Source organism: Siphonobacter aquaeclarae (assembly GCF_900103285.1).
GTDB lineage: Bacteria > Bacteroidota > Bacteroidia > Cytophagales > Spirosomataceae > Siphonobacter > Siphonobacter aquaeclarae.
Window position 1 is genome coordinate 604,256 of sequence record NZ_FNGS01000002.1, and the last position, 17,214, is coordinate 621,469.

The 17,214-nt window shown below is 54.2% G+C and carries 16 protein-coding genes; 5 read left to right on the forward strand and 11 right to left on the reverse strand.

The annotated features are described in order from the left end of the window. Nucleotides 1–110 precede the first annotated feature (110 nt). From BLR09_RS06030 to radA, 5 genes are all read right to left on the reverse strand, one after another. Nucleotides 111–524 (reverse strand): DUF4332 domain-containing protein, encoded by a 414-nt coding sequence (locus BLR09_RS06030; protein ID WP_093199079.1) that lies wholly within the window; start codon nt 522–524, stop codon nt 111–113. Between the two features lie 96 nt (nt 525–620). Then, the gene (locus BLR09_RS06035) at nt 621–2,060 is read right to left on the reverse strand and encodes a DUF5723 family protein (RefSeq protein WP_093199081.1); all 1,440 of its coding nucleotides are present in this window, start codon (nt 2,058–2,060) and stop codon (nt 621–623) included. A 125-nt stretch (nt 2,061–2,185) separates the two neighbouring features. Continuing rightward, the gene (locus BLR09_RS06040; protein WP_093199084.1) at nt 2,186–2,914 is read right to left on the reverse strand and encodes an outer membrane lipoprotein-sorting protein; all 729 of its coding nucleotides are present in this window, start codon (nt 2,912–2,914) and stop codon (nt 2,186–2,188) included. 136 nt (nt 2,915–3,050) lie between these two features. Then, a complete protein-coding gene (locus BLR09_RS06045) occupies nt 3,051–3,572 on the reverse strand; it encodes a hypothetical protein (RefSeq protein ID WP_093199087.1) in 522 nt (173 codons plus the stop codon). After that, on the reverse strand, nt 3,572–4,942 hold the full coding sequence (radA, locus tag BLR09_RS06050; RefSeq protein ID WP_093199089.1) for a DNA repair protein RadA: 1,371 nt from the start codon (nt 4,940–4,942) through the stop codon (nt 3,572–3,574). Before radA ends, BLR09_RS06045 begins: the two co-directional genes overlap by 1 nt. 367 nt (nt 4,943–5,309) lie before the next feature. On the opposite strand from radA, the gene BLR09_RS06055 reads away from it, so the two are divergent. Next, a complete protein-coding gene (locus tag BLR09_RS06055) occupies nt 5,310–6,002 on the forward strand; it encodes a porin family protein (RefSeq protein WP_093199092.1) in 693 nt (230 codons plus the stop codon). An 86-nt stretch (nt 6,003–6,088) separates the two neighbouring features. Here BLR09_RS06055 and BLR09_RS25470 read toward each other — a convergent pair whose 3' ends face one another. Further along, on the reverse strand, nt 6,089–6,496 hold the full coding sequence (locus BLR09_RS25470; protein ID WP_218126615.1) for a LytR/AlgR family response regulator transcription factor: 408 nt from the start codon (nt 6,494–6,496) through the stop codon (nt 6,089–6,091). Nucleotides 6,497–6,803: 307 nt separating this feature from the next. Between BLR09_RS25470 and pheS the strand changes: the two genes are divergently transcribed. Further along, a complete protein-coding gene (gene pheS / locus BLR09_RS06065) occupies nt 6,804–7,856 on the forward strand; it encodes a phenylalanine--tRNA ligase subunit alpha (protein WP_093199098.1) in 1,053 nt (350 codons plus the stop codon). Nucleotides 7,857–7,984: 128 nt separating this feature from the next. Here the strand turns inward: pheS and BLR09_RS06070 are convergent, their stop codons facing one another. From BLR09_RS06070 to BLR09_RS06090, 5 genes are all read right to left on the reverse strand, one after another. Then, the gene (locus tag BLR09_RS06070; protein ID WP_093199100.1) at nt 7,985–8,185 is read right to left on the reverse strand and encodes a helix-turn-helix transcriptional regulator; all 201 of its coding nucleotides are present in this window, start codon (nt 8,183–8,185) and stop codon (nt 7,985–7,987) included. Then, complete coding sequence (locus BLR09_RS06075) at nt 8,182–8,670, reverse strand: hypothetical protein (protein ID WP_143011034.1); 489 nt, start codon at nt 8,668–8,670, stop codon at nt 8,182–8,184. Before BLR09_RS06075 ends, BLR09_RS06070 begins: the two co-directional genes overlap by 4 nt. 395 nt (nt 8,671–9,065) lie before the next feature. Next, nucleotides 9,066–9,584, reverse strand: coding sequence for a C40 family peptidase (locus BLR09_RS06080; protein WP_093199103.1), 519 nt, complete (start codon nt 9,582–9,584; stop codon nt 9,066–9,068). Nucleotides 9,585–9,749: 165 nt separating this feature from the next. Further along, on the reverse strand, nt 9,750–10,241 hold the full coding sequence (locus BLR09_RS06085) for a GNAT family N-acetyltransferase (protein WP_093199106.1): 492 nt from the start codon (nt 10,239–10,241) through the stop codon (nt 9,750–9,752). Between the two features lie 3 nt (nt 10,242–10,244). Beyond that, nucleotides 10,245–11,726: a glycine--tRNA ligase gene (locus tag BLR09_RS06090; protein ID WP_093199108.1), complete on the reverse strand. Its 1,482-nt coding sequence runs from the start codon at nt 11,724–11,726 to the stop codon at nt 10,245–10,247. A 291-nt stretch (nt 11,727–12,017) separates the two neighbouring features. Between BLR09_RS06090 and BLR09_RS06095 the strand changes: the two genes are divergently transcribed. From BLR09_RS06095 to BLR09_RS06105, 3 genes are all read left to right on the forward strand, one after another. After that, nucleotides 12,018–12,551, forward strand: coding sequence for an RNA polymerase sigma factor (locus BLR09_RS06095; RefSeq protein WP_245689873.1), 534 nt, complete (start codon nt 12,018–12,020; stop codon nt 12,549–12,551). A gap of 94 nt (nt 12,552–12,645) precedes the next feature. Beyond that, nucleotides 12,646–13,680 carry a FecR family protein gene (locus BLR09_RS06100; protein WP_093199114.1) on the forward strand — a complete coding sequence of 345 codons (1,035 nt, stop codon included), beginning with the start codon at nt 12,646–12,648 and terminating at the stop codon, nt 13,678–13,680. 210 nt (nt 13,681–13,890) lie between these two features. Next, the gene (locus BLR09_RS06105; RefSeq protein WP_245689874.1) at nt 13,891–17,214 is read left to right on the forward strand and encodes a SusC/RagA family TonB-linked outer membrane protein; all 3,324 of its coding nucleotides are present in this window, start codon (nt 13,891–13,893) and stop codon (nt 17,212–17,214) included.

Sequence of the window (17,214 nt, forward strand, 5' to 3'; positions counted from 1 at the left end):
GGTTATGGTACTCCCTGTATCGGAATACAACGGCAAAACGTCAGGTCAGGTTGGGAAAAAAGTCAAAAAGCCCCGCCGGAGCAGGGCTTTCAGTCCGTTTTGGCGGAAAATCAGTACTCCAGAGTCGCCGGGAGAGACTTGGCCTGTTCAATGATATCGGATACAAGCTCCTGCGAAATCGGACGGGTAGTCAATTGCAGAGCGGTATTCACTTCCGCGAGCTTCGCGAAGAGATTCTCAGCATTTCTTCTGGCAAGTTCCTTCACGGTGTCTACGCCTGCGTTTTCGAGGAGGTCCGAATACACCCCGGCAATACCGTGGAGGCGGGAAAGATCCGCGCGATTGGCAATTTCCAGTACCAGATCCAGTTCGATACCCAGATCCGATGCGAGCGACTTCCGGTCGGCCGGAGTCTTCGATGCTTCCAGGTAATCCAGGTTGTTGGAGATGCCTTTGGCTTTCAATTTTTCGGCAATTTCATCCGAAACACCTTTAAGTTCTTTGACTGAAACAGTGCTTGCCATAACGACAGTGAGGTTTTAATGATAAAACAGTGGGTAGATTTTCCCCGGCCGAAATCTACATATTTTCGGGAAACCGGCGGCAGGAATCAAAAAAATCTATTTCCGTGATGCGGGCTTCCCCAGCGGCAAAGTCAGGCCGGCATACAGGTCCATGCCCTTCGGCGCGATCCGGCTCCCGGAGCCGAACAGGCCGATCAGGTTATCCGTCCCCGCAAACGCCGGCCCTAGCCGAACGGCTACGCCGGGAGACAGCGTCTGAAAAATCCAGTGGACCGGCAATGCAATCTCCAGGCCTTTTCCAAACTCCCACCGGGGCGTGACGGTCAGCATCGTCGGCTGACGCATGGAGATGGCGTTCGCCGCCCTCAGGTCCCGGATGTACGTCGCGCCAAGGTAAAACATATCCCCCATCCGGATGTCTGCCTGAAGATTCAGGGCAGTCGGCAGGCCGCTCGTGAAGCGCGTTTTCGCTTCAGAGGGTTGCAGTTCCATTTTCGCTTCAATAAACCGGACCAGTTCATCGCTTCCGGTGATTCCGTCAAACTCCTCCTGCCGGATGGTCCGGTTTTCCCGCTGAACGTTGTACCCGCGGATCTGTTCCTTGTCCTCGTACCGGACCGCTCCGAGATCCAGGACAGACGCCGACAACCGCAGGGTATAATCGCCGTCTTCTTCGGGCTGGTATTCATACGAAATACCCAGATCCGCTCCCCAGCCCGATCCCGGCATCTTGCTGCCGAGGAATTTCCGGAGATTCAGCCCGCCACGGGTTGCTTCCTGATCGGTATAGCCGAAATCCAGGTCCATTTTGTCCAGCACAAACAAGCCGCGACCGGGGCGGTCGGGATCTTCGACGACACGGTAGCTGAGTCCTCTGTTCCGGATATGCGCTGAATAAAACCCGACAAGCTTCTTGATTGTAAAACCCGCCTTCCAGACGTGAGGCCCCTGCCGGCTCAGGGTACCGGCGTAGGTCAGCGCGATTTCTCCGTAGGCATTACCGTTTACCGTAAACGCATTGTCGACGTTGGTTACGTTCCACAACGCCGCCAGGTCAAACCCCTGCCGGATCAGTGAAAGGAGGTTCTCGGACAGGCCAAAACCCTGTACAGCGGCCCGCATCCGAGTCGTGATAGCCAGGCTGTTTCCCTGCCCCAGGTCAAACAGCGCTCCCGGACCGCGTACTTCCGCCCAGCCGGTAATGTTTTTGGATTTTCCGTTGAGGTTTTCGCGGAAGTATTCCGGCTCAAAGGCAGGACCACCGTCGGAATTGAGGTATTTATCCGGTACTCCCCCGAAAACGAGGCGGCTGAGCCGGTATGGACCGGCCCAATCGGCATAATTATTATAGATGTTGGCATTTCCGGCAAGCAGGTTCAGCTGCACCCTGTACGGGGAGCCGGCAATCAGCGCCGGGTTGGAATAGACCTGGTGGATACCTGCATACCGGCTGGCGGCGAGTCCGGCAAAATTCTGGGCGTCAGTACACGCCGGCCAGAAGCTGCCGAGTAAAAGGGCCAGACGAAAGTGTTTCATGTTCGGGAAGGTTTGCCCGAAGAAAACTCGATTTCAACGGAAATAGTATAACCGGTTACTCAATGGCGCAAAAAAAGGACTCTCACCGGCGTGAAAGTCCTTTGATACTATTGCCTTACGACGGCTTACTTCGCAGGTTTCGTGAAGAGCTTGTCGTCAACGGGGCCGTTTACAACCACTTTATTGATGGTGATGACCATGCTGCCTCCGCCCATCGGAGCGGATGTTTCCATGGTATGGGCAAACTGGATGCCGTCAACCGGCTTGTAGTCCGAGAACGCCATTTCCTGGGAAGTTTCCTGGCCATTCATGTTGACGTTGGCAACCTGCTTCGACAACAGGTAGGTATCCGCGTCGATGAAGTAATCGATAGCGTTTCCTTCTGTGGTGATTTTCAGGTGATAGACATCTTTCTTGTCCAGTTTTTCCTTTCCGACGAGCGCTACGGTGCTGCCTTTTTCCTTGTAGTTAAACAGGGGGCCGGCAGGGTCCATCTGGCGCTTGGAAGACTTGATCTGGTCAGCCGGCAGGTCTTCAGGCTCGCCGGTACCGCCCATCATCGCGGGGCGGATCATCCAGCCTTTGTCACCGTCTACTGCCGTGATCATGTCGTTCCCCATGACGGAGATTTCCATGCGCATACCGCGACCGGAGACAATGATTTGTTTCATCGGAATATCCATGCCCTGCATGCTCATCGAGTTTTCTACAACCAGGGTCTTAATATTCTTAAGCTTGTCGGCTCCGCCGCGGGCAGCAATATGCTTGTCAATGATTTCGTCGACAGTCTGAGCCTGAGCGCTGAGAGTCACGACCAAGGCTACCGAGGAAGCCCAAAAACGAAGTGTGTTCATGGTTAAGATTAGTTTGTAAAAGGCTTTTCGCTGGTTAAAAGTAGTGTTCTCTAATCAGAAAACCGGTTTTTTTAGACCAAAGGCCGGTGAAAGGGTTAAGTGGAAAAACAACAGGATCGGGCGAAAGAGCTCCCTTTCAGCGTCGTCCTGCTGCTAAATACGCACTAATTTTTGACAAAAGCGGCGCAGCGGAGCGGCTAATCTGTTGCCATTCAGACCGGGTACCTGCCCGGCGAAACCGCTCCTCCAGGTCTGTCAGCTGCCGGTGATAGGTTTCCAGCGTAGCGGACTTTTTCCCCGCGTTCCGGAGCATACTTTGCTCCTTCTCCACGTCTTCCCGCAACATCCGGACTTTCCCTGTCCAGTCTTCGCGCTCGAGGTTCGCCTGCGCGGCCTCGTCGCGATGTGCTTTCGGATTCGGTTTCAGAATCCGGAGCGAATCCGGAATCGCCGGCGGCATACGGTAGACCCGTGTCGTATCAGGCAGGCTATCCCGGTAGACGACCCTCCGGCGAATGGTAAGGCTGTCGCCCGGAACCGCTTCCCGGACAACTACCTTCGTTTTCAGTTTGAGTTTAACCGTATCGGGTACGGTTTCGCGCACTTGCCCGGATGCTGTGGCAGCAATCAGCAGACAGAGTATCAGCAGAGGTTTCATCAGCGCATGAGTGACGCAAATACTTCATCGAGTTTCGACGCGGTCCGGACGGTGATACCAAACTGGCTCGTATCCAGACCTTTTCCGTTGTACCGGGAAATCCAGATTTCCCTGAAACCCAGTTTCTCGGCTTCTGCTATCCGGTTTTCGATCCGGTTGACGGCGCGGATTTCCCCTCCCAACCCCACTTCCGCCGCAAAACAGACTGAATCCGGCACGGGAATATCCTCGTAGGAAGAGACGATTGAGGCGCAGACCGCCAGGTCAATCGCCGGGTCTTCCACTTTCAACCCTCCCGCGATGTTCAGAAATACGTCCTGCGCACCGAGCCGGAAGCCTCCCCGCTTTTCGAGTACGGCCAGCAGCATATTGAGGCGCTTGGCGTCGAACCCCGTACTGCTCCGCTGAGGGGTACCATACGTTGCAATCGATACAAGTGACTGTATTTCAATCAAAAGCGGCCTGTTCCCCTCCAGCGTCGCGCCGATGGTAATACCGCTCAGGGATTCATCCCGCTGCGAAATCAGAATTTCGGACGGGTTGCTCACCTGGCGCAGACCGGTACCATTCATTTCGTAAATACCGAGTTCGGAGGTACTGCCGAAGCGGTTTTTTGTCGTCCGCAGAATCCGGTACGTCATATGCCGATCGCCTTCGAACTGCAGGACGGTATCCACCATATGCTCCAAAACTTTCGGGCCAGCGAGACTGCCGTCCTTCGTAATATGCCCGATCATGAAGACCGGCGTACCGGACTCCTTCGCGAATTTCATCAGTTCTGCCGTACATTCGCGTACCTGGGACACGCTCCCGGCGCCGGATTCGATATGGCCGGATTGAAGGGTCTGAATGGAATCGATGACCAGCATATCCGGTTCAAACAGTTCAATCTGTTTGAAAATTGTTTGCGTAGATGTTTCGGTGAGAATGAAACAATCCGAAGAGGTATCACCCAGTCGTTCTGCACGCATTTTGATCTGCTGGTCCGACTCCTCGCCAGACACATACAGGACCCGCGTACCCGGTAAACTCAGGGCGATCTGAAGCATCAGGGTCGATTTACCGATCCCCGGCTCCCCGCCGATCAGCACGAGAGAACCCGGAACGATACCTCCTCCCAATACCCGGTTGAGTTCGGCATCGGGGGTCAGCAGGCGGGGCTGGTCTTGGTACTTGATTTCGGAAATCGCGCGCGGCCGCGGGGATGTCGCCGGACCGGCGGGTTTCCACCGGCCGCGTTCCGGTTCGCTTTTCTGCACTACCTCCTCGACGAAGGTATTCCACTCTCCGCAGCTCGGGCAACGGCCCAGCCATTTGGGAGCCTGGTACCCGCAGTTCTGACAGAAGTAGGACGTTTTGAGTTTTGCCATGAAGAATGAGATGTTCCGTTTCCGGAAACCGGCTTAAAGCTACGGCAAAGGCGGGAAGTAGAAAAGGCGGGCGGCTTTCGGCGGTCAGCTATTGGCTTTAAGCTGTAGGCAATAGGCTTTAGGCAGCTGGTAATCGCTTTCGGTTATTGCTTGCCGGTTCGAGATGCCGAATACTATTATCGTTTATTTATTACGAGCTCTTTTCTTCCTACATATAACGAAAGCTCAGGTCCAACAGCCGATAGCCTAAAGCCTACTGCCTACAGCTTAAAGCCAATAGCTGACCGCCGAAAGCTGACAGCCAACAAAATAATCCTTCCCCGGTACAGCGTTTTAGATCCGACTTCAACATTTTATCTTTTCGACCATGAAAAAGTGCCTTGTCCTGATGGGCATCCTGTGGGCCACCGCCATTTCAACGTATGCACAGCGTAATGTTCCGTTCTTCCAGCTCGGAATCAAAGGCGGAACAAACCTTTCCCAACTGAAAACGGGAGACTTTCTGGCCAACGGCCAGTACAACGGCCAGACGCTCCGGGAAAACCTGGAGCAAAGCTGGGCGACGCGGGCCGGTTTTGTCGGAGGCATCTACATGCGGTTCGGTCGCCGGATTTTCATTCAGCCCGAAGTACTCTACTCCGGCAAAGGCGGCTCCTACACGGTTCAGGTACTGGATGACCAGGGCAACCCGGTCGGAAGTCCGCAACAGGTAAAGGTCAAAACCGAAAACATCGACGTACCGGTGCTACTGGGCCTCCGGCTCGGACCGCTCCGGCTCAATGCCGGGCCGGTCGCTTCGTTTGTCATCAATACCAATGAGAGCATCAAGGAAGCGATTACGAAATACACCAACGAAGACTGGCACGATACCTTCAACCAGGCCACCTGGGGGTACCAGCTGGGCGGCGGAGTAGATATCGGAAAGTTCAATATCGACGTACGCTACGAAAACAGCGTGTCAAACCTCCGCTTTGTACAAATCGATACGCCAAACGGGGAAAATCCCTTCCGGCAGAAGACCAAGAACTGGCAGGTGACACTCGGTATGCGCCTGTTTTAAGAACGCTCTTTCCCGAACAACAAGAAACGCCCGGCCAGCAGCCGGGCGTTTTCCTACATTCACCTAACCACTAAGAGAATCTCAAACTAAAAAGTAATGGCATTGCGGTAGCTCTGAAACTTCCGCATCACAAGATCAAACTCCTGCTTGCGGCGGCGCGCTACCCCGACGATTTTCCCGTTCTTCATCCACACACTGTCTTCTCCCTTGACATCGTAGCGAACGACGTGCTGAAGATTGATCAGGTAAGACTTATGTACCCGGAAAAAGGTATGTTTCTCACCCAGCAGCTTTTCGTAATCACGGAGTGTTTTGGACACCATGATCCGACGGCCATTGGTACAATAAAAAAGCGTGTAATTTCCGTCACCCTCGATCATTACAATCTCTTCAAAAGGGAGGAAATGCATTTGACGGTCAAATACCGGAAGTGTCCCGGCGGGAATGTTCCACCTGCCGGTGGTTGCAACGAAAGAAGGCGACGGACTTAACATAGTATTGAAGGTTGAAGATGTTACGATATCTTGTTTGGACAATACAAAGGTGCGTGTTGAGGAGGCTATGCTGCTAGCGCCTTTTTCCCTCATTTCGACGATTACGTATTTTTACGTATTAGTCGGGGAAATGCCGGGGAGCGGTAACAGCTGGCCGGAAGCTGTAGGCTGTAAGCTATAGGCTGTAAGCTGTAGGCTGTAGGCAGTTGGACGGTCAGCCCCGCTTAAAGCCTACAGCTTACAGCTTAAAGCCTACAAAAACCCTCACCGCTGCCCGCCGTTTGCCTCAATCCCCTATTTTTGCAACATGATAGAGCAAGTACAGGATATTCGCCGGCGTATCGGGGAGTATACCATCGAGACGAAGGAGCAGCTGGAAGACTTCCGGCTGAACTATATAGGCAAAAAGGGCGTCGTCGCCGGGTTGTTCGACTTACTGAAAACCGTTCCGGCCGAAGACCGCCGGGCCATGGGTCAGGAGCTCAACGGTCTCAAGGATCTCGCTCAGCAAAAGTTTCAGGAAGCCCAGGAAAAGCTAGAAGCGGCCGGTGGTTCCCGGATCGAGCCGGAGACAGACCTCACCCTGCCGGTAATACCGAACGAAACCGGCTCCCTGCACCCGTTGTCGCTGGTTCGCCAGCGGATCATCGAGATTTTCGAACGCCTTGGATTTAATATTTCAGACGGCCCGGAAATCGAGGAAGACTGGTACAACTTCACGGCCCTCAACTTCCCGGAAAACCACCCGGCCCGGGAAATGCAGGATACTTTCTTCATCGAAAAACACGGCCCCGGCAAGGATATTCTCCTCCGGACGCATACCTCCGGCGTGCAGGTCCGCCTGATGGAATCCCAGAAGCCGCCCCTGCGCAGCATCATGCCGGGCCGCGTATACCGCAATGAGGCGATCTCGGCCCGCGCGCACTGTTTCTTTCATCAGATTGAAGGTCTGTATGTCGACGAAAACGTCAGCTTCAAAGACCTGAAAGACACGCTCTACCAGTTTGCAAAGGAGCTCTTCGGACCGGAAGTACAGGTGCGGTTCCGCCCCTCCTACTTCCCCTTCACCGAGCCCAGCGCCGAAATGGATATTTCCTGTGAAATGCACCGGGAAGGCGGCTGCCGGATCTGCGGCGGCAGCCAGAACCAGTGCAAGGGTACCGGCTGGGTGGAAATCCTGGGATCGGGCATGGTGGATCCGAACGTTCTCGAAAACTGCGGCATCGATTCCAAAAAATACACCGGCTTCGCCTTCGGAATGGGTATTGAGCGGATTGCCAACCTGAAATACCGGGTGCGTGATCTCCGCCTCTATTCGGAAAATGACGTGCGATTCCTGCGCCAGTTTGAGGGAGCGTGATTGCTTCCTTCGTTATTAAATGGGCTGTCTTTTGAAGAAGACAGCCCGTTTTATTTATTTTCTGTGTAGTCTGTGTAGTCTGTGTGTATTTTTTTTTCTCACAGACGCCACAGACTACACAGAAAAGATCAATCCCCCTCTTCCAGTTCGAAGATCGCCTCCACCGGCTTTTCAAAATACCGGGCGATTTTCAGCGCGAGAACTGCTGAAGGCACGTATTTATTCGCTTCCATTGCGTTGATGGTCTGTCGGGAGACCTGCACGGCCTCCGCGAGCGTCGCCTGGGTAATGTCCCGGATCGCGCGCTCGACTCGGATGGTATTCTTCATAAGGCTTCTTTTCGCTCCCAGCGCGGTTGTACGTACAAAATCCAGTTAAACCGGATGATAAAGAAAAGCAGCGGCGTGAACATGTTGTACACCAGGACGGAGAGATAACTTCCTCCATAGACCAGAACAGTCGCCAGCACCACATACAAAACATTGATCAGAACACCCCACTGAAGCGACTCCAGGCGGATTTGTGAGATCCGCTCATCTTCTACCTTTTCCTTCGAAAAAGCGATCAATACCAGCCCCGCACTCAGGAAGGTGACGATCAATTCAGGCAGTATGTTGTGGGTAAACGGGCCGCCCCGCCCTTCCTGCAAAAAATCAGCCCCGATAAACCAACCCGGCAGATTAACGTTGAGCCAGGGTAAATACTGAGCAAAATCGTCGATAAACATCGTGCAAAAACCCAATGCAAGAGCCGGTATCGTTAAGATCCAGCCCCATTTCTTGCAGCTATTCGGAAAAAGAAAACGGGATTTCATGGTTTGTTTTTGTTTGGAGGTTCCGGTATGATCCGCTGGCCAGGCGTCCATTCCGCAAGTATAACGGACTAAAAGTAAAGTATATTTTACATTATGACAAATAAATAAGACATATCTAGCTTTAAGCTATATGCAGTAGGCTTTAGGCATCGGGCTGCCGAGTCGTACGGGGAGGCAAAGCAGAAAACGACCGTTGAAGCCAACGGTCGCAGGGATCAGGTGTATTGCTTGAATCGGAAGACAAACGTACTTCCTGTTCGGAGCTTACTACCGGCGGCTGCCGGCTATACCATGGAGAAAAAGCAGAAAAGTATAACGAAACTGACTTGATTACTGCGATAGGATGTCCGCTGCCTATAGCTTACAGCCCACCGCTTAAAGCTCATAGCCACGCCCTACCGTCCCGGCAAAAAATCCAACACCCCGATCACCCGGCGGACACCGGTGAAGCGTCGCTGGTAGTAGGCCTCGGCGTGAAGCCAGTCGAACCGGACGCCGCCGTTGTGAGCAGAATGTATGAACCGGATTTTGCCGTCTTTTACTTCGGAGACAATGCCGACATGGCCGATGCGGCTGGCACGGGAATTACTTCCCTTGAAGAAGATGAGATCTCCCGGACGGGCGTCCCGGGTATCCACTGCGTGGCCCAATACCCCCATGGAGGCGCTGGAATGCGGGAGCAGCATGCCGAACTTCTGAAAACAGAACCGGACAAAACCGCTGCAATCGAAGCCTCCACGCGAGGTTCCGCCGGAGCGGTACCGGATATGAAGGTGTTTTTCGGCGAAATCCAATACGTCTCCCGAAACGGATTCGAGTGTCGTCGCGCGAACTGTGTCAACTGCGGCCCGTTGGGCAAAAGATACATTCAGGAAACAGAAGAAAACCCCTGTTAGAAGAACTTTTCTCAGCATAAAAATCGGTTAGTTGGCACCCGGAGGTCCCTAAAAGTAGACACCGATACCCGGAAATAAAAATGCCCGCTTGTTGCAAAAGCGGGCATTCAGGGGGTGATTCCGACGAAACTACTCGAGTATTACTTGACTATTGTCTTTGCAGAAGAACAGATTCTCAGCCGGTTACAGAATCAGTTCACGCCGGGTATCTTTTTTTATTTTTTTGGCGAAACAGACACTAAGATCATCGCCTTCGTACCTGCCGTAATTCGGAATCCGGTCGTATCCGACCTTTTCATACAGCGCGATCGCTTCCGGCTGGCGGACGCCTGTTTCCAGGACTACCCAATCGTATCCGGCGGCTTCGGCAGCGGATTCCAGGCCGACCATAATCTCCCGGGAAACTCCCCGTCGCCGGTATTGCTCCGGCACAAACATCCGCTTGATTTCGGCTACGCCTTCTCTGAACGGACGCAGGGCACCACAACCGACCGCTTCTCCGTCTGCCTTGCGGGCAATTACAAAAGCGGCGCCGGGCTGATCGGCTTCGGTGGGATCATAAGGCGTCGCGCCGAATTCGGGGTAGCGGCGGTTGAGCTCAGCAACCGCTCCGGCAAGGAGCCGGGCCGCGTCGTCCGAGTGGGACGACTCCGGCCGGGCAGTAATTCCTTCCATTTCCTACAGCTTTTCGAATACACGCTCCGCCGATACTGCATAGCCGATTTTGGCTTTCAGGTCAGCGATGGCGACGCGCTCCTGTTCGGTGGAGTCGCGGTGACGGATCGTCACGGTATTGTCTTCCAGTGTCTGGTAATCCACAGCGATGCAGTACGGCGTACCGATCAGATCCTGACGGGTATAGCGCTTTCCGATCGCGTCTTTTTCTTCGTAGAAGACGTTGAAGTCGAATTTGAGGCTGTTGTAGATCTCCCGTGCTTTTTCCGGCAGACCGTCCTTCTTCGTCAGCGGAAGAATCGCCGCCTTGATCGGAGCGACGGCCGGGTGCAGCTTCAGGTAAGTACGGGTCTTGCCGTCTTCGGCCGTTTCTTCGGTGTATGCGTTGCAGAATACCGCCAGGAAAAGGCGATCTGCACCGACAGACGTTTCAACGACATACGGAATGTAATTGCCATAGGGCTTGCCGTTTTCGTCGAGGTCGTTATCGAAATACTGTTGTTTCTTTTTGGACAGCTCCTGGTGCGCTTTGAGGTCAAAGTCGGTCCGGGAGTGGATACCTTCAATTTCACGGAATCCGAACGGAAACTGAAACTCGATATCTACCGCGGCGTTGGCATAGTGAGCCAGCTTGTCGTGTGGTTTCAGGCGCAGTTTTTCAGCCGGAATACCCACGGCCTGGTGGAAACGGAGACGGGCGTTCTTCCAGGTCTCGTACCATTCCATTTCGGTGCCGGGGCGGCAGAAAAATTGCATTTCCATCTGTTCGAACTCCCGCATGCGGAAGGTAAACTGGCGGGCAACGATTTCGTTCCGGAAGGCCTTCCCGATCTGGGCAATACCGAAGGGAATTCTCATCCGGCCGGTCTTCTGAACATTGAGGAAGTTGACAAAAATACCTTGTGCCGTTTCGGGACGAAGGTAGATCAGGCTGGCGTCGTCCGAAACGGCTCCGACCTGCGTCGAAAACATGAGGTTAAACTGGCGTACTTCCGTCCAGTTGTCAGTTCCGGAAACCGGGCATACGATGCCTTCTTCGATGATGAGTTCGCGTACGCCGGTGAGGTCGCCGGCGTCGAGCAGGCGGCCCATCTGGTGGAGCAGCGCCGCGCCGCGCTCCGGGTGGCCGTTTGCCGAGTATTCTTCTGCCTTGGCTTCCAGCAACTGGTCGGCACGGTAGCGTTTTTTCGAATCCTTGTTGTCGATCATCGGATCGTTGAAGGAATCAACGTGACCGGAAGCCTTCCAGGTAAGCGGGTGCATGAAGATGGCGGCATCGATACCTACAACGTTGTCGTTGAGCATCGTCATGGCCTTCCACCACAGCGTTTTGAGGTTATTTTTCAGTTCAACGCCGTACTGACCATAGTCGTACACGGCCTGAAGTCCGTCGTAAATTTCAGAAGAGGGGAAAACGAAGCCGTACTCCTTGGCGTGGGCGATGATGTCCTTGAGCGAGCCAGCAACTTCTTTTTGTTCGGCCATATGTAGAAAATTCGAAATTCCGGATTTAATAAAAACGCAATCGGGGGGCAAAGATAGCGTAATGCCGTAAAAAGCCGAGGAAACCCGTGTCGCAAACCGTTTTAAAGTACCGATCTTCTGTAAATTTATCCGGCAATGCCTAAGGGTATCTACCTTTGCAACCCTGTCTTATCCGGGTATCCGTTCTGTCCTGTTTTATCCGGATAATTTTCCATTTTTGCGGCCATGCCTCCGTTGTCACCCCCGATACCCGATCACGTTCTCTGGGACCGCTTCCGGAACGGGGACCGTATGGCATTCGAGGAAATCGTCAGCGGGCATTACAAAAGCCTGTTTCGCTTTGGCAGCCGCTATACGCGGGACAAGGCCCTGCTCGAAGACTGCCTCCACGATCTTTTCGTGTATTTATGGGAAAAGCGGCGGACCGTCAACAGCACGGATTCCATCCGCCGGTACCTGCTCACGGCGTTCCGGAATAAAATTCTCCTCGAACTCGACCGCATCCGGAAACGCGGGTGGACCGACGAAGAGGCCGTCACCGGAACCGCATTCGAAGAAGATACCAGCCATTTTGCGCACGACGACGATGCTTCCCCTAAACTCGAACTGCTGATCGGACGGCTGCCCGCCCGCCAGCAGGAAGCTATTTACCTCCGCTACTACGAAGGCATGGACGTCAGTCAGATTGCCGGTATCATGGATATCAGTACCCAGTCCGTCTCCAATCACCTGCACAAGGCGCTTCTTACGCTGCGTCAGTATGCGCGGCAATTCAGCCTCTGGATATCGCTGGCGGCACTTCCCCTCTTTTCCTTCCTGGCCTGACAGCCATTTTTCCGGATTTTTTTTTCAACGGCGAAGGGTAGATTTCCCTTTCCGGCTAATTATTCCTGTAGAACCCCAACTATAGGCTTTTTCAATGAAAACTTTTGATCTTTTCGAGGACTATCTTCGGGACGATTCGTTTCGTCGCTGGGCAACCGATCAGGGTACCTATGAAGATATCCGCTTCTGGGAAGCCTATGTGGCGGAGCATCCGGCGGGTGAATGGCAAAAAGCCCGGGAAATCCTGCTGACGCTTGAAGCGCAAACCCTTTCACCGACGGATCAGGAAGTAGATCAGGGGGTTTCCCGCATTCTCGAAGATACGCGTCCGGCGCTCCGGAAATGGTACCGCCGCCCGGCAGGTATCGCTGCGGCGGTGGCTGTTATGCTTTTGGGCGCTTTCTGGTTTTTCCGGACAGAAACAGCGGTACCTGCTCTCACGGCCGTCGCGCCGACAGACATTGTGGTACGGGCCGGAAGTACCCGCCAACTAGTTCTGCTTCCGGACGGCAGTTCGGTCGACCTCCAGCCGCAAAGCAGCCTGACCTATGCCGCGACCTTCTCTACCGATTCACTCCGGAAGGTATCGTTAACGGGTGAAGCGTTTTTTGAAGTCGCCAAGAACCCGCAGAAGCCGTTTTTCGTCTATACCGCCAGTCTGGTTACCAAAGTAGTGGGAACCAGCTTTACGGTCCGCTCGCGTCAGGGTGATGCGCGGGTGATGGTCAAAACGGGTAAGGTATCCGTCTTCCGACCCAGAGAAGCCTCAGCACAGGAAAAGAATACGCAACTGACGGGACTCGTCCTCCTGCCCGACCAGCAGGTTATCCTCCGGAATAATGAATTGACGCGGTCACTCTCGGTGCCGGTTTCCCTCAAAAATCCGGTTCATCAGCAGCATTTCGAATTCAGCAACGCCCCGGTGAGCGACGTATTTGCGACGCTGGAAAAGGCCTATGGCGTGAAAATCCAGTATGATCCGGTGCGGATGAAAAACTGCTACCTCACGGCTTCGCTGGACGATGAGCCGCTGACAGAGAAACTAAACCTGATCTGCCAGACGCTGGACGCCAGTTTCGTCCAGCAAACGACGACCCGGATTGCGGTCGATAGTAAAGGCTGTGATTGATTATCCTAACTGCTAACTCCTGCTCTTGTCCTCTATGAAGAAACCAACGTGACCACTTGCGCGGCCGTAACGGCCGCAAAAAAAGAGCCGGCGATGTTCCCGCATCACCGACTCTGAAGTATTCCCCCTTTGCGATCGTCGAAAAGCAAATCCAAACCGGATGAAGGGGAATTTTTTGCCGTCTAGAAACCGACAAAATCTCTCAAATCTATGAGAAAAGGACTACAGTTCCATTCTGTTTTGCTAAGAATCATGCGATTCAGCGCCTACCAAATTCTACTGATACTCGCCTTTACTACCCTGACGTACGCGTACGACGTATCCGGGCAGGAACTGCTCGATCGCCGGATCAGTGTGCAGTTGTCGGGCGTGACGCCCGAACAGGCGCTGCTGCAGGTTTCCCGCGCGACGGGCATTCCGTTTATGTACAATCCCCGGATTTTCCGGAAAGACATGCTGCCTTCGCTGGAATTCCGGGAAGAGCGGCTTTCCGATGTCCTTGACGCCATCCTGAAACAGGAGGCCGTCCGGTATGAAGTAGCCGGTAAACGGGTGATTCTCAAGCGCAGTCCCGAAAAGATCCCGCAGCCTGTTTCGATTCCTATTCCCCTTCGGGCAGAGAAGCCGGCCCGGCTGATTTCCGGCGATGTCCTGGACGACAAGGGCGCAGGCATACCCGGCGCGACGGTCCGGCTGAAAGACAACGCCGCCGTTGGTACGACCACGAATGCCGAGGGGCATTTCACCCTTACCGTTCCGGATGGGCCGGGAACCTTGCTGGTCTCCTCGGTCGGGTACCAGCCGAAGGAAGTACCGATCGGCAGCCAAACCGTACTCCGGATTACGCTGGATTCGGATACGAAAGCACTGACGGAGGTAGTCGTAGTCGGGTACGGACAACAATCCCGCCGGGAAGTAACCGGCTCTGTCGCGAAAATTCCCATGGCACAGACCGAGAACCTTCCGAATACCAATATCTCCCAGGCACTGCGCGGACGCGTTGCCGGGGTGCAGTTCACCGATTCCGGCCGGCCGGGACAGGGCGGCTCCATCATGGTACGGGGCCGGCGGTCGATCACCGCCAATAACGACCCGCTGATCGTACTCGACGGTATCTTTTTCAACGGCAGTCTGGCGGATATCAACCCCAACGACATCGAGTCGATGGAAATCCTCAAAGACGCCTCAGCAGCAGCCATTTACGGCTCCCGCGCAGCTAACGGGGTTATTCTCATCACCTCAAAGCGGGGAAAAAGCGACAAACCGACCATCCGTGTCAACAGCTTTTATGGCTTCTCGAACTGGAGCAACCGCGTCAAACTGCTGACGCCGGAACGCTACATCCAGAAGACGCTCGATTACCGGGCGCAGAACGGGCAGGACGCCGATCCTTCCCAGATCAACATGTACCTGCAAAACACGGAAGTGGAAAATTACAAAGCAGGGCGGACGATTGATCCCTGGGACGTTGTCTCACAAAAAGCCGGTATGCAGTCGTATGACCTGAGCATCGCCGGTCAGTCCGGACGGACGAACTACCTGGTATCCGGGGCCTTTGTCGACGAGCAGGGCCTCATCTACATGGACAAAGCCAAGCGGATTACCCTGCGCAGCAACCTCGAAAACAAGGTTGCCGACTGGCTGACCGTAGGGCTCAACGCCACTTTTGCCCAGCGGGATCTCTCCGGCGTGGACGTGGCGATGAACTGGGCTTCTCAGCTCAGCCCGTTTGCGAAGATGTGGTATGACGATGCGCAAACGGACCCGGTGCGCTTCCCGCAGGACGTGCAACTGGTTCCGAACCCGCTGTTCAATTCCCTTCGCCGGTCCAATTCGGAAGTATACAACAACCTCTTCAGCAATTTTTACGCGAAAGTAGACCTGCCCTTTCTCAAAGGCCTGAGCTATCGGGTCAACTACTCGCCGAACTACCGCTGGAATCACAACTACCTGTTTGAGCCTGCCTACCAGCGCAACGGGGATAATATCCTTTCCAATGCCAGCAAGTACAATACCGAAGTATTTGACTGGGTACTCGAAAACATCGCGACGTATCAGAAACAACTGAATGAAAATCATTCGTTTGACGTGACGCTGCTGTACGGCCGCAACCATAGCCAGTCGGAATCGACGACGGCGACGGCCTCCAACTTCTTCAACGGCGCCAACGGCTGGAATAACCTCGGCCTGGCGCAGGTACAGCAGACTACGTCGGGCGCTTCGATGGTCGACGGGGTATCTTCCATGCTCCGCCTCAACTACCGCTTCCGGGACCGTTACCTGCTGACACTCACCGCGCGGCGGGACGGCAGCTCGGTATTCGGGGCGAATAATAAATATGCAACGTTTCCGTCGGCGGCATTGGCCTGGATCGCGTCGGACGAGCCTTTCCTGAAAACCATCAGTGCGATTGACATGCTGAAAGTACGGCTGTCGTACGGATCGGTCGGCAACCAGGCGATTTCCCCGTACCAATCCCTAAGCCGCTCAGGTACAGCACAGTATGTTTTCGGAGACGGCAGTCCTACCTATACCGGCACCTACCCTTCGGGCATGGCCAATACGGATCTGAAATGGGAGACGACTACTTCGGCGAATGCTGCGATCGACTTCGACCTGTTTAAAGGGCGTATCGGCGGTACAATCGAGTACTATTCCATGAATACCAAAAACCTGCTGCTCAACCGGAGTATCCCGACGCCGAACGGCTTTTCGACGGTCATTACCAACCTCGGGGCGACGAGCAACCGGGGTATGGAATTCACCCTCAATACCCTCAATATCAAGCAGGGACCCTGGGAATGGAGCAGTAACCTGGTGTTTTCGGTCAACAAAAATAAGATCGTCCATATCTACCGCCGCGATACCAATGGAGACGGTCGGGAAGACGATGACCTGGGCAACCGCTGGTTTATCGGCCAACCGATCCGGGTGGCCTATGACTACAAAATCGACGGCGTATACCAGGAGGGCGACCAGCTTCCGACGGGGTACAAACCCGGCTTCTACCGGCTGAAAGACATCAACGGAGACGGTAAAATCACCACCGACGACCGGGCAGTACTCGGGCAGACCGACGATCCGCAATACCGCTGGGGCTTTACCAATACCCTGAAATACAAGCAGTTTACGCTATCAGTCTTTGTCAACTCCCTCTCCGGCTGGATCGCGAATTACAGCCAGATGATCCCGAGTAACAACTTTCCGGGAAGCGCCGCCAACTTCCCCGACAACGGTTGGTGGACGGCGGAAAACAAGTCCAATAAAATGTCTTCGCTGGTGTATACCAATCCATATGGCCACGGGTATTACGTGAGCCGGAATTTTGTGCGGATCCAGGACATCGCGCTGTCGTATGAATTTCCGCAGAAGCTTGTCAAGTCATGGAAAATGAGCAACCTGCGGGCGTTTGTCAGCGGGAAAAACCTGCTCACGTTTACGGATTGGCCGGGTTTTGATCCGGAAAGCGGCTCAACAGCCAGCGGATTTCCCATGCCACGCTCCTTCACCGGCGGCCTCAACATCAGCTTTTGA